General features: G+C 56.9%; 12 protein-coding genes. 7 read left to right on the top strand and 5 right to left on the bottom strand.

What is annotated here, in order from left to right:
* Positions 1-102 precede the first annotated feature (102 nt).
* Complete coding sequence (locus KDX30_RS28680) at positions 103-1,020, bottom strand: homocysteine S-methyltransferase family protein (protein WP_231678180.1); 918 nt, start codon at positions 1,018-1,020, stop codon at positions 103-105.
* Between the two features lie 205 nt (positions 1,021-1,225).
* Here KDX30_RS28680 and KDX30_RS28675 point away from each other — a divergent pair, with 205 nt between their 5' ends.
* From KDX30_RS28675 to KDX30_RS28660, 4 genes are all read left to right on the top strand, one after another.
* The gene (locus KDX30_RS28675; RefSeq protein ID WP_027902818.1) at positions 1,226-2,047 is read left to right on the top strand and encodes a transporter substrate-binding domain-containing protein; all 822 of its coding nucleotides are present in this window, start codon (positions 1,226-1,228) and stop codon (positions 2,045-2,047) included.
* Positions 2,044-2,877: an amino acid ABC transporter permease gene (locus KDX30_RS28670; RefSeq protein ID WP_231678179.1), complete on the top strand. Its 834-nt coding sequence runs from the start codon at positions 2,044-2,046 to the stop codon at positions 2,875-2,877. Before KDX30_RS28675 ends, KDX30_RS28670 begins: the two co-directional genes overlap by 4 nt.
* A gap of 98 nt (positions 2,878-2,975) precedes the next feature.
* Positions 2,976-4,124: a MalY/PatB family protein gene (locus KDX30_RS28665; RefSeq protein WP_231678178.1), complete on the top strand. Its 1,149-nt coding sequence runs from the start codon at positions 2,976-2,978 to the stop codon at positions 4,122-4,124.
* Between the two features lie 40 nt (positions 4,125-4,164).
* Positions 4,165-4,314: a hypothetical protein gene (locus tag KDX30_RS28660; RefSeq protein WP_231678177.1), complete on the top strand. Its 150-nt coding sequence runs from the start codon at positions 4,165-4,167 to the stop codon at positions 4,312-4,314.
* On the opposite strand, the gene KDX30_RS28655 is transcribed toward KDX30_RS28660, so the two are convergent.
* Both KDX30_RS28655 and KDX30_RS28650 read right to left on the bottom strand, forming a co-directional pair.
* Positions 4,308-4,559 carry a hypothetical protein gene (locus KDX30_RS28655; RefSeq protein WP_049826754.1) on the bottom strand — a complete coding sequence of 84 codons (252 nt, stop codon included), beginning with the start codon at positions 4,557-4,559 and terminating at the stop codon, positions 4,308-4,310. The two genes, KDX30_RS28660 and KDX30_RS28655, sit on opposite strands and share 7 nt — an antisense overlap.
* A 167-nt stretch (positions 4,560-4,726) precedes the next feature.
* Positions 4,727-6,277: a TerC family protein gene (locus tag KDX30_RS28650; RefSeq protein WP_231678176.1), complete on the bottom strand. Its 1,551-nt coding sequence runs from the start codon at positions 6,275-6,277 to the stop codon at positions 4,727-4,729.
* A gap of 398 nt (positions 6,278-6,675) precedes the next feature.
* Between KDX30_RS28650 and KDX30_RS28645 the strand changes: the two genes are divergently transcribed.
* Positions 6,676-7,782 (top strand): Gfo/Idh/MocA family protein, encoded by a 1,107-nt coding sequence (locus KDX30_RS28645; RefSeq protein ID WP_231678175.1) that lies wholly within the window; start codon positions 6,676-6,678, stop codon positions 7,780-7,782.
* 395 nt (positions 7,783-8,177) lie between these two features.
* Positions 8,178-9,746: a lactate dehydrogenase gene (locus KDX30_RS28640; RefSeq protein WP_231678174.1), complete on the top strand. Its 1,569-nt coding sequence runs from the start codon at positions 8,178-8,180 to the stop codon at positions 9,744-9,746.
* A 258-nt stretch (positions 9,747-10,004) separates the two neighbouring features.
* Here the strand turns inward: KDX30_RS28640 and KDX30_RS28635 are convergent, their stop codons facing one another.
* Both KDX30_RS28635 and KDX30_RS28630 read right to left on the bottom strand, forming a co-directional pair.
* Positions 10,005-10,397 carry a hypothetical protein gene (locus KDX30_RS28635; protein ID WP_231678173.1) on the bottom strand — a complete coding sequence of 131 codons (393 nt, stop codon included), beginning with the start codon at positions 10,395-10,397 and terminating at the stop codon, positions 10,005-10,007.
* Positions 10,398-10,460: 63 nt separating this feature from the next.
* Complete coding sequence (locus KDX30_RS28630; RefSeq protein ID WP_200866092.1) at positions 10,461-11,354, bottom strand: LysR family transcriptional regulator; 894 nt, start codon at positions 11,352-11,354, stop codon at positions 10,461-10,463.
* Positions 11,355-11,481: 127 nt separating this feature from the next.
* Here KDX30_RS28630 and KDX30_RS28625 point away from each other — a divergent pair, with 127 nt between their 5' ends.
* Positions 11,482-12,846 (top strand): MFS transporter, encoded by a 1,365-nt coding sequence (locus KDX30_RS28625; protein ID WP_231665855.1) that lies wholly within the window; start codon positions 11,482-11,484, stop codon positions 12,844-12,846.
* The last annotated feature ends 215 nt before the right edge of the window (positions 12,847-13,061 follow it).

The raw sequence follows: 13,061 nt of genomic DNA, 5'->3' as shown, positions 1-13,061 counted from the left end.
ACCAACACCGGGAGGCCGCGATAGCGTTCTGCCTGACACACCGCCATCGCGGCCTCGCGGTGCTCGTGCGCTCCTACAAATCACTGGCGTGATTGCCTGGGTCTACGCCAGCTTGAAATGACCGCGCAACGCCGCGATGTGCTCTGGCCCGATGCCGCAGCAGCCACCGATCACCGAAGCGCCCTTCTCCACCCAGGTATTCGCCCACTTTGCATAGGCGTCAGGCCCCAAGTCTGCGCGGATCTCGTGCAAAGTGTCGTTGGCGCCTTCTTCTTCCACTTCCATTACCGGAAACGCGTTGGCATACACGCCCAACTCGATCTGCGCCGATTCTGCATCAATCACTTCACGCGCAGCCACCAGCGCAGAGGCCATGACTTCCGGCTGGCTGCAGTTGAACAGCACTGCTCGCGCACCCAGTTCGATGGCAACTGCTGTGGCCTCAGCCACCGTCTCGCCGGAGCGCAAACGAGGACCATGGTCTTCACCGTCTTCCAGGGTAAACGACAGCCACAAAGGCTTGTCGTCCTGCCCCAGCGCTTCACGTACAGCGCGTACTTCAGCGATCGAGCTTTGGGTTTCAGCCAGCCATACATCCACGCTAGCCTTCAGACCCTGAATCAGGATGCGATGGATCGCGACCGACTGATCATGATCGAACAGATCCGGACGATAAGAACCCAACGCTGGCGGCAACGACCCCGCCACCTGAATAGATTGATCGGCCTCTGCTGCAGCCTGACGTGCAAGCCGGCCCGCCAGCCCGGACAGCGCCGGAGCGTCCGCAGTGAAACGCTCTTCACCCAGATGAAACGGCACCAGCGCATAACTGTTGGTGGTGATAATCCGCGCCCCGGCATTGATAAAAGCCTGATGCGCCTTGAGGACAAATTCCGGTGCTTCGATCAGCGCCAGCGCCGACCACTCAGGCTGACGGAATGGCGCACCAATACGCATGAGTTCCCGCCCCATGCCGCCGTCAAGCAAGCGTAGCGGAATTGATTTTTCGATTGTGGACATGGGAACTCCTGAAAGCCGGGCGTCCGTTGCGGGAATACACAGGCAACGGCTGATTGAATTGAACAGTAAGAGCGTTTGATTAAACCCAAAAACCGTAGCTTATAACCAAAACAAAGGCGTATAGATCAATTAATAATTAAGGACATTTTTAATATCGCGTTTAAATATATACCAATTATTTGTATTCGATCTATTCGGTGATGTGATGAATCTACGTGCTGTTTTGCCTTTGAGTCTTGCCCTGCTGTCCGTCTGCTCTACCGCCATGGCCGGTGCGACGCTGGATAAAATCAATAAAAAAGGCGAAATGGTCGGCGTGATGATGGAGAACTACCCACCGTTTTCCTTCCTCAATGATCAAAACCAGCTCGACGGTTTCGACGTGGACGTGGCAAAAGCAGTCGCCGACAAGCTGGGCGTGAAGCTGCAACTGGCAACACCGTCCTGGGACGTCATTGCCGCAGGCCACTGGGGCAGCCGCTATGACGTGTGCATCTGCTCCATGACTCCAAGCGCGGCCCGCGCTCAGGTATTCAACTTCCCGGTTGAGTACTACCAGTCGCCAGCGGTCATCGTGGTCAACGCCAAGAATGATGCGATCAAGTCAGCCAAAGACCTTTCGGGCAAGAAAGTTGGCGTCATCAGCGCTTCGACCTACGAGGCTTACCTGAACAAGGATCTGGTCATTGAAGGTGCGGAAGACAAGCCGATCAGCTACCCGTTCGACGCTGTTCAGGCTGCACCGTATGACAACGAAACCGTGGCCTTTCAGGACCTAGCACTGGGCGCGGGTGTCCGTCTCGACGCGATGATCACCAACCTGATCACTGCACGTGAGCGTATCAATCAGGATCCACGCTTCAAGATCGCTGGCGAAACTCTTTACGCCGAACCCAATGTCGTCGCCACCGAAAAAGGCGATGCCGAATGGGATGCGAAGCTGACCAAAGTCATCGCCGAACTCAAGGCCGATGGCACGCTGGCCAAGATCTCCCAAAAATGGATCGGCTCTGACATTACCCAATGAGCGAGCATCAACCTGCCCCGCCAGACCTGAACGCCGGATCTTCGCGCCTGCTGCGAATTTTCGGCTTCAAAACGCGGCTGTACCTGACCTGGATGGTGATGCTCGGTCTGTGCATCGCGTTTTTCATGAGCTTCGACCTGAAGTTTTCGATCATCGCCGCGAAATGGGAATATCTGGTCGGCCTGCATCTGGCACCCAACGGCTTCCTGCAAGGCGCCGCGCTGACCCTCTTCCTGTGCTTCTGCTCGATATGGCTCTCGCTGATACTGGGCTTTGCCACGGCCCTGGCGCGCTTGTCCAAGAGTGCCGTGGCGTTTGGCATCGCCAGTTTTTATGCATCGTTCTTCCGTGGCACGCCGCTGTTGATTCAGATCCTGCTGATCTATCTCGGTCTGCCGCAACTGGGCGTGGTGCCGGGCGCGATCAGCGCGGGCATCATTGCCCTGTCCCTGAACTACGGCGCGTACCTGAGTGAGATCTTTCGGGCGGGCATCATCGGTGTTTCACCCGGGCAACGTGAAGCCGCTGCGGCACTGGGCATGCGCCCTGGCGTGGTGTTCTGGCAGATCACACTGCCGCAAGCCATGCGCACCATCATTCCGCCGACCACCAGCCAATTCATTTCCATGCTCAAGGACTCGTCCCTGATCTCGGTAATGGGTGTCTGGGAAGTCATGTTCCTCGCGCAGTCTTACGGCCGTTCGTCCTACCGTTATATCGAAATGCTGACCACTGCGGCGCTGATCTATTGGCTGCTGTCCATCGGACTGGAGTTGATTCAGGCACGTCTGGAGCGGCACTACGGCAAGGCTTACAAAAACCAGCGCTGAGTTGATCACGGCACCGTTCAGTCAACTCAGGTGCGGGTGGACCGATGCGATGGGCGCAGCTAACCTGTCGCCCTTGCACCCTGCCTCTAGAGACTGAAATGACGACCCAACTGGACACCGTATTCGAACGCCACGGCACCGACAGCAAAAAGTGGAGCCTGTATCCCGCCGACGTGCTGCCGATGTGGGTAGCGGACATGGATTTCCCGGTGGCCGAGCCGATCATTCAGGCGTTGCAGAAACGACTGGAGCATCCGCTGCTCGGGTACGGCGTGGCACAGGACAACCTGCGCCAGACGGTTGTCGAGTACCTCTGGCAGCGTTATGCCTGGCGTGTTCAGCCTGAAGAACTGGTGTTCCTGCCCGGCGTCGAGCCCGGCTTCAACATGGCACTCAACGCACTGGTTCCGGCCAACTCGGGCGTGGTCCTGCAAACACCCAATTACTCGCCCCTGTCCCACGCGCCGAATCACTGGCAGCAGCCGCGTATCGAATTGCCGTTCAAGGCTGATGCCCACGGCGAGTACCACACCGACATCGCTGCACTGAACGGCAAGCTGGCGAACGCCGGTGCCTTGTTGCTGAGCAACCCGCATAACCCGCTGGGCAAGGTTTTCAGTGGCGAAGAGCTGCACCTGATCGGCGAAGCATGCGTGAAGCATGACGTGCTGATCATTTCTGATGACATTCACGCCGACATCCTCTTCGATGGCCGCCGGCATGTGCCCATCGCCTCTCTCAGCCCGCAGATTGCCCAGCGCACTGTCACCCTGATGTCGGCGAGCAAGGCTTATAACATCGCCGGGCTGAAAACCGCTTTTGCAGTGATTCAGAATGAGTCTCTGCGTAAACGCTTCAATGCAGGCCGCTTGGGTCTGGTCGACAGCGTCAACGTGCTGGGTCTTGAAGCCACGCGAGCGGCCTACAGCGAATGCGGCGAATGGTTGAGCGACGTCAACGCGTACCTGCAGGCCAACCGTGACTATCTGGCGCAAGCGGTGAAAGAACGACTGCCCGGAGTGGTCATGCACCTGCCACAAAGCACCTACCTCGCCTGGCTGGATTGCTCCGCGCTGGGTCTTGACGATCCACAGCAGTTCTTCCTCGAACACGCCAAAGTGGGGCTGAGTGCGGGAGTGGAGTTTGGTGACGATTGCCAGCAGTTCGTGCGGTTGAACTTCGGTTGCCCAAGGGTCTTGCTGGAGGAAGGGTTGGCGCGGATGGAGCGCAGTTTGCGGGATCGGTGAAGAAACAAAAAACCGGCACATATTTCTGTTGGAGCGAGGCTTGCCCGCGAAGAATGATGACGCGGTGGGTCTGGTCAACCGCGTCGACTGGTTCGCGGGCAAGCCTCGCTCCAACAGAGCCATCGTTTGCAATGAACACAAAAAAGCCCGGCTAGCCGGGCTGTTCCTGTTCGGACCTCGCAATCAATAACGCTGATACTGCGAACCGAATTCTTTGCGGTTTTCTGCTACGACCACTTTCTTGTCCAGGTTCACTTCAGCGCGGTCGAAGGTTTTGTTACCGGCACCGGCAACGCGGACTTCAGGAGTAACGACGCTGGAACGATCTGCAACCTGAGTGGCCGCAGCGACAGTCTGGATTGGCGAAGTACTGGCAAAAGCGCCGGTAGCGGTCAGGATCGAAAGGGCAAAGCTCAAAGCGATAGTGCGTTTCATGATGTGGCTCCAATAGTTGTTTCGAAGTGATGGGGCCAATCTAAGGTCACAACCGCGTTATGAAAAACCACCCTTTAAAATACTGATTATCAGCCTCGTTGATGCTGGAGCGCGAGGTGTCTGGCTCGCGCTTCCCCAGCAACAGCGGGGCTTTTATCACTTGATGGTCACTGAAGCTTGCGCAACATAACCCGGGTGACACGTCGTTCTTCGACACCCACAACCGTCATGTCCCACCCTTCCCAATCGAGTTTGTCACCTATCCTCGGCAAGCGATCCAGCAGGCTCATCACCAGACCGGCAAGGGTCTGATAATCCTCGGTTGCATGGGCCTGAAAACCAACCCGCTCACGCACCTGGCTCAGGTTCAGGCCGCCAGAGACGATAAAACCGTCGTCCTCGGCCACCACATCCGGACCTTCCACCTCGCTGGCATCCGGCAGCTCACCCGCGATGGACTCCAGAATGTCGGTCATGGTCAACAAGCCGATGAAATCGCCGAATTCGTTGACCACAAAAGCGATGTGCGTTGACTCTTTGCGCATCTGTTCAAGGGCGTTGAGGATCGAAAAGCTGTCCAGCAGGTTGATCGCTTTGCGCGCCATAAACTCCAGATTCGGCTCATTGCCAGCCAACAGTTCCTTGAGCAACTCCTTCTTGTGCACAAAGCCCAATGGCTCATCCACGCGGCCTTCACGAATAAGTGGCAGGCGCGAATAGGACGAATGCATCAGCTTGGTCCGAACCGTTTCCGGGTCGTCCGACACGTCGATCAGGTCCACCTCGGCCCGTGGTGTCATGGCCGAGCGAATCGGGCGCTCAGCCAGTTGCAGCACACCACTGATCATCACCCTCTCGCGACGGTGGAACACCGCCTCGCTCTGTTCACCTTCAAGCATGTCGGCGATTTCTTCGCCCACCTCATCGGCGTCCAGCTTGCGGCCACCCAGCAGCCGCAACACGGCGTGGGCGGTGCGTTCACGCATAGGCCGCGCACCGTGCAGCGACTTCTTGCGACGCTTGCGAGCGACCTGGTTGAACAGTTCGATCAGGATCGAGAAACCAATCGCCGCATACAGATAGCCTTTAGGGATATGGAAGCCCAGGCCTTCGGCGGTCAGGCTGAAACCGATCATCATCAGGAAGCCCAGACACAGCATGATCACGGTCGGGTGCGAGTTGACGAACTTGGTCAACGGCTTGCTGGCGATGATCATCAGACCGATGGAGAAAATCACGGCAATCATCATGACAGCCAGATGCTCAACCATACCTACGGCAGTAATCACCGCGTCGAGAGAGAACACGGCGTCCAGCACCACGATTTGCGCGACGATGGGCCAGAATCGGGCATATGTACCGTTGCTGGTACGTTCGGCTACGTGACCTTCCAGTCGCTCGTGCAATTCCATGGTGGCCTTGAACAACAGGAACACACCACCGAACAGCATGATCAGGTCGCGACCCGAGAAGCTGTGATCGAACAGTTCGAACAGTGGCGCAGTCAGCGTGACCATCCAGGAAATACTGGCCAGCAAGCCAAGGCGCATGATCAACGCCAGCGAGAGACCAATGACTCGCGCCTTGTCACGCTGCTCGGGCGGCAGCTTGTCCGCGAGAATCGCGATGAACACCAGGTTATCGATTCCCAACACCAGTTCCAGAACGATCAGAGTGAGCAGGCCAAGCCAGGCCGTGGGATCAGCTATCCATTCCATAGAACTATTGAATCTCTCGCAGACGGGATTTGACGGATGTCAGTAAGCCTGCCGGACGTGAACAAACGTCGGCCGCACAGGACACACTAGACGGATTATCGAAGGGGGTATTCAGACGAGCTGATCCTGAGGGGAAAGCTGGATCGAGACTCAAATTATAAGCAAAGCGGTTAGAAGCGAAGCAACCGGGAGGTTCCTGAACGGTGTTCATACAATCCTGAGATTTATTACGGGATGTGATCCTACAACGAGAAAGTCACTTTCCCACTCACGAAAAGTATTACAAAGATTGACATCATTTTGCCCGGTCCGGCTAATTGCTTTGAACTTCCAGCGTCTGAACATGCCCTTTCTATATGGGCCGGGCATAACGTCGGGCGATTCTGGAGGCTTATCTCATGCCAGATGCACAGGGCAAAATTCGTTACGCAGTGGTTGCCGGAGGCTGGATTTCCCAAGGCGCATTCATGCCGGGCGTCGATCAGACTGATAATTCGGTAATGACTGCGCTGGTGACTGGCGACCCGATAAAAGCCGATAAACTGGCTGAGCTTTACGACCTGAAAAGCTATGACTACAGCGAATTCGACACGCTGCTCAAGTCCGGGGAAATCGACGCGATTTACCTGGCTACGCCTAATTTCCGCCACCGAGAATTTGCCGTGCCTGCCCTGGAAGCCGGGATCCATGTATTACTAGAAAAACCCATGGCGACCAGCGAAGAAGACTGCATTGCAATCACCGAAGCCGCCCAGCGCTCCGGCGCCAAGCTGATGATCGCTTATCGGCTGCATTTCGAGCCAGGCACTGTTGAGATGATCGGCCGTATCCGCGCAGGCGAAATTGGCGATCCACGGTTGTTCACGGCGACCTTTGCGCAGACCACCGATCCAAAGAATCACCGCATGCAGAATGGCTACTGGGCAGGACCTGCAGCGGACATGGGGCCGTATCCGATCAACGCGGTACGCAACCTGTTCGATGCCGAGCCGCTGGAAGTTCATGCCGTGGCCATTCACACGCCAGGGCGCGAAATCAATACGCCGGATACCGTCAGCGTGACCTTGCGCTTCCCGGAAGAGCGACTGGCGCAATTTACCGTCAGCTATAGCCTGCCGGGCACCCAGCGTTATCAAGTGATAGGCACCAAGGGCGAGTTTGAAGCATCGCCCTGCTTTGGTTTTGGTAAAGGCGTCGCGATCAGTTACCGGGCAATCATCGGTGACGAAACCAAAGAACATGAACATCCTGTCGTGGACCAGTTCGGCGGCCAGACCCAGTACTTCTCAGACTGCATCCTGCAAGATCGCGAGCCTGAGCCCGATGGCGACGAAGGCTGGCGTGATGTGCGTGTGTTGGCTGCCATAGAGCGAAGCCTGGAGACGGGCCAGACGCAGAAACTCGACCCGCTTCCGAATCGCCCGGGCATCAGCATCGAACAGGCCCGCCGCTTGCCTTTGGCCAAAGTGCCGGAGTACATCAATACCGATGAGCCGAATGAGTAAGCATCTGGCTGACTGACCTGGAATGATTCCCCTGTAGCTCACCGAGGTTACGAAACCAGCGACAGCGGTATGCCTGACACTCCGCAATCGCTGGCCTTGTAACCCCGGTCAGCGCTCATCCAGCATCACTTCAATAATCATTTGAAACGCAAACCCGGTAGGAGCCAACTTGTTGGCGAAGCGGAATTTCTCACAATGCAGGTCCGACGTCTCGCCCGTTTGCTTCGCGACAGCGGTGTGTCATGGACACAAGGCGCGCTACTGCAGGTTTGCGGTTAAATCGCAGCACATCCTCACTCCCGCGCTTATTCGCGCCCACACTCCAATCTAAAGTTTCCCTGCTATTGGCCGCTACAAAGTAGATACAAATCCAGATAAGCCAGCACGGAAGCGCTATGACCTCAATCTCTTTAGTCACTGCCAGCACGCCGCTCATCACCACACCAGCCTCCACTGCCGTACCGGTGAGCGCCACCGAGACACCTCTGACACTGGCCAGCTCACCGGCCTCCGTTGTGATGCTCGGTCAGGATTCAAAAGTCGCAGATGCCGCCACTTACTCCAGTCGCGGGAGCTTGAACAACGCCGATTCGGTGTTGTTCTTTGAGAAAAAAACCAGCGATGCAGTGACGACAGTCCTCACTGGCAACATGTCCGCTAAATCCACGGCCGGACGTTTTCAAGGCCTGGGTGCTGCACTGCTGGAACAGCTTGCCAGCGGCAATTCGAACTCAATTTCCCAGTCCGTCATCAGATCAGGCACTGACGGTATAAAAGACGCTGCCGCGCTGAAATCAGCCCAGGATCAGCTGCACAGCAATACCCAAAACACCATCACCCTCACGCTGAAAACCGCGAGCGGCGCGACCATCACGCTGAACCTGAGCAGCAAGGATGACGGTCTCGCCGTGCAAGCGGATGTGACCGGTGGCAAGCTGAGCGATGAAGAAAATGAGGCATTGGCCTCTTTGGCAGACTCCTTTCAGGGAGCGATTGATGGCCTGACTGCCGGAACACCGCGCCTGAATCTCGGCAACCTGACTCAGCTTGACCCAGCCCTGTTTTCATCGATTGACCTGAGCGCGCGCCTGAAAGTGGGCGATAACCAGTATCAGACGCTGAATTTCCAGTCGGATGAAAAGACCCGATCCGTGGACATGAGCGGCCCGACCGGCAATGTTCAGTTAAGCGTCAAAAACAACGCGGCGATATTGGGCAACGCGCAACAGCAAGCCCAGGCCGTAGAAAGCTACCTGAAGCAATTTGACGCAGCGCAAAACCGGGGCCAGGGCGACAAAGACCTCATGGCGCTGTTCAAGGATGCGTTTTCATCGTTGCAAACCACTACCAAGAGTCTGAGCGGTAGTTCTAGCCTCAACAGTGTGGATCGCTCGATGTTGACCGGGCTTGCTGATTTCAGTGTGTCGCTGACGCAAAACGCCCAACACAGCAACCCGATGCGCCCCGCCGAAGCCGACAAGTTTTCTTATAAAGCCTCGCAAACTACCGACATGCAAGGTGCAGGCGACGCCAATCGATCCATCGAGCAGAAACAGACATCCAGTCTCGAGGCGTCGTACCACAAGAGCATTTACCCAGGCTCGAAACTGGCCTTGGGCAATACCGCGGAATCGCAAAACTACGACTTCTACCAGATTACTGATCAGGCCGAGAGCACGACCCGTATCGGCTATAAAAAGGGCGCGCTGGTAGTCGCCAACTCTACCCAGAGCGTCCAGCAGTCAACGATCGTCAATCGATACGAAATGGGCAAACTGATCGACACCATCAGCACCCCGAAAGAGATTTCCAGGTCGCGTAACTTGCTGGGCATGATCGACGCCGCCCTGCGTGAAGACCGAAGCTCGCGGGTAACGACGGGCAAGTCGACACTTGAAGACGATCTGATGGCCGTTCACGCCAAGGTGCTGCTGCAGTCGAATCCTTCTTCGGTTGCTCGCTGACTTCCGGTCGTGACGCAAAACTTGTAGGGCATCCCTTCTACGACGCCGCACTGTCGCGCAGCAAACACAGGATCTGTAGGAGTGAGCTTGCTCGCGATAGTGTCAGATCAGGCGATGATTTATCGAAGGAAAAAATCAATCGCGAGCAAGCTCACTCCTACAGGGTCCGTGCTTGCTGCTAGACAGCATGGTGTCAGGGACAAAGGAACGGGTACTACAGAAAATCAGCGTCAAGGCTGAGAGTTGTTCAGCCTGAACTCAAACATCGCGAAACAGATCGTGAGCGTCCAGCAACCGGTAGGCGATTTCGGGGTTCTTTTCCAGGCCTCGCCTGATTGCAGCAGGAATCGACTGCCGGGTTTTGCGGCACAACCCTGGCAGCTCGTCGATAGTGATCGCGATCCCGCGCATGCTGCGTACTTCGTTAAAACCCGGCACCACCTCCAGTCGAATCCCCAACTGCTCGTACAACTTGCGCTGCATGTGCTCAAGGTCAGCCAGACTCTTCAGGTTTTCCAGACGCTCAAGCAGGCGTTTCTCCTCCTGGCGGGTCAACGCCAGAATCCGCAGCTTGTCCGCCTGCAACAGTTCGCGCCCGCAATTGCAGGCACCGGGGGGACAAGGCTGACGAAGCGGTAGCGTGGTACTCATGGTCGCAGCATACCGAGGCTTGTCCCGACTTTGCCATCACCCCTGGCAGGATCGGAGCATTTTTTACCCCCGATTATGTTCAAACTCCCGACTGAGCAAATCCCTGAACGCGGGCAACACCGGATTTTCGTTATCGCGACGGGAAATCATGTGCAGGTCAGCATTCAGGGTCGCGTCGCGGAGCGGACGGAATACCACAGCACCACTGTGCAGTTGCCGGGCCGAAGCCGGCACAATCGAAAGCCCCAGACCGGCCTGAACCATGCTGACAATGGCGTGGGTCTGGCCCAGATGATAGGCATACCGCGGCGTGACACCGCTCATGGCGAACAGCCCGACAATGCAGTCATAGAAGTAACGGCCTTCATCCGCGGCGTACATCACAAAAGGCTGATGATTAAGGTCCGCGAGGGCAATCGACGGCTGTGTGGTCAACGGATGCTCTGAGGGCAACACCACTAAGAGCGGTTCGCGATACACCAACTGCGCATCGAACATTTCTCGATCCCTGACCTGACGCACCAGGCCAATGTCGATCAGGTTCGCTGACAGCGCATCCAGCTGGGCATCGGAAACCATCTCCTTGAGGACGAACTTCACTTCCGGCATTTCAACGGCAGCCTTGGCCAGCAACTGCGGCACCATGCTGTAAGCGCTGACCCCGGTAAACCCGAGGGTCAGCCTGCCCACTTCGCCGGAGGCCAGACGCCGCGCGGAATTTCCTGCCTGTTCGGAGAACGTCAGGATGTGTCGCGCATCGCGCAGAAAGCCCCGGCCAGCCGCCGTCAGGCGAACGCCACGGTTATTGCGCTCCAGCAGGACAATGCCCAACGAGCGCTCCAGCAGCTGGATCTGTCGGCTCAGCGGCGGCTGGGTCATATGCAGGCGTGTAGCGGCTCTGCCGAAGTGCAGCTCTTCGGCGGCGGCCACAAAACATCGTAACTGGTGCAATTCCACGATTCAAAATCCGCATCAACCTATCCAGCATCTATGTTAGACGTATATCCACCAAGGCTCCTACTATCGGGGAAAGACAGAGTTACATCTTCTAACAAAAATAAAACGTCCCTACAGGAGACGCCCCATGCTTTCGAAATCCATTCCTCTGGACCAGGTCGAGGCGCAAGCCCGGGTCGGCCGCCATCGCTTTCTCATTCTTGCCCTGATCTTTATCGTTACCGTCATCAACTATGCCGACCGGGCCACCATGTCGATTGCGGGCACCGGGGTGGTCAAGGACCTGGGTCTGGATCCGATGATGCTCGGCGTGATCTTCTCCGCGTTTGCCTGGGCATACGCGCTGGGCCAGATACCGGGTGGATGGTTGCTGGACCGGTTCGGTGCGCGGCGTGTTTATGGCTGCAGCCTGGTCCTGTGGTCCATCTTCACCATGCTGCAGGGCACAGTCGGGTGGATGGGCTTGATGGGCGCTTCGGCCGCCATCAGCCTGTTCGCCATGCGCTTCATGCTGGGGCTTGTTGAATCACCGGCCTTCCCTGCCAATAACCGAATCGTCTCCTGCTGGTTTCCTACCAGCGAACGCGGCACAGCGTCAGCGTTGTTCAACTCCGCGCAATACATGGCAGTGGTGCTGTTCACGCCGTTGATGGCCTGGTTGACCCATTCGTGGGGCTGGGAACATGTATTTCTGTGGATGGGCGGCTTGGGCCTGGTGCTGAGCGTGGTCTGGTTTGCCTTCTACCGCGAGCCCCACAGCGATAAAAACCTCAGCCCTCGGGAGCTGGAATACATGCGTGACGGCGGCGCACTGGTAGACCTGGAGCTGACCCGCACCACGAAAAAACCCAAAGCAAAGCTCAGCGAAATCAAGCAACTGTTCACCAGCCGCACCTTGTGGTCGATCTACCTCGGTCAATACTGCATCACCGCCCTCACCTACTTTTTCATCACCTGGTTCCCGATCTATCTGATCAAGGGACGCGGCATGACCATTATGGAAGCCGGTTGGGTTGCGGCGCTGCCCGCCATCTGCGGTTTCTCGGGCGGCGTATTGGGCGGCATGCTCTCTGACTGGATGATTCGTCGTGGTGTACACCCGTCAATCGCCCGCAAGACACCGTTCATGATCGGCATGTCGATGTCGACGATCCTGGTCTCGGCCAACTTCCTCGATGCCAACTGGATGGTTATCACCGTAATGGCCATCGCCTTCTTCGGCAAAGGGTTGGCGGCGGTGGGCTGGGCAGTGTTGTCTGATACCGCACCGAAAAACATGGTCGGCCTCAGCGGTGGCGTGTTCAACGGCATCGGCAATATTGCCGGGATCATCACACCACTGGTGATCGGCTACATCGTCGCGGTTACCGGTTCCTTTAACATTGCCCTGTGGTTCGTCGCGGCCCATGGCGTGCTGGGCCTTCTGTCTTATGGCCTGCTGGCCGGCCGGTTTGAACGGGTGGTGATTGTGGAGAAGATGGACGCGATCTAATGTGAACGCTGGACCTCGTGGGACAGCGCTATTGCATAGGACACGTTGAACTTGAGACAGGCACAATTCCCGTGGGAGCGAATTCATTCGCGAAGGGGCCGGTACAGCCACAGAGGTTGCGTGATCAGGAATGCCGTCTTCCCGAATGAATTCGGTCCCACAGGATCACGTTGAACTTGAGACAGGCACAATTCCCGTGGGAGCGAATTCATTCG

Source organism: Pseudomonas quasicaspiana (genome assembly GCF_021147825.1).
Lineage (GTDB): Bacteria > Pseudomonadota > Gammaproteobacteria > Pseudomonadales > Pseudomonadaceae > Aquipseudomonas > Aquipseudomonas quasicaspiana.
Note: the sequence above shows the minus strand (reverse complement) of the source record. Positions and strands in the feature narration are given on the sequence as shown.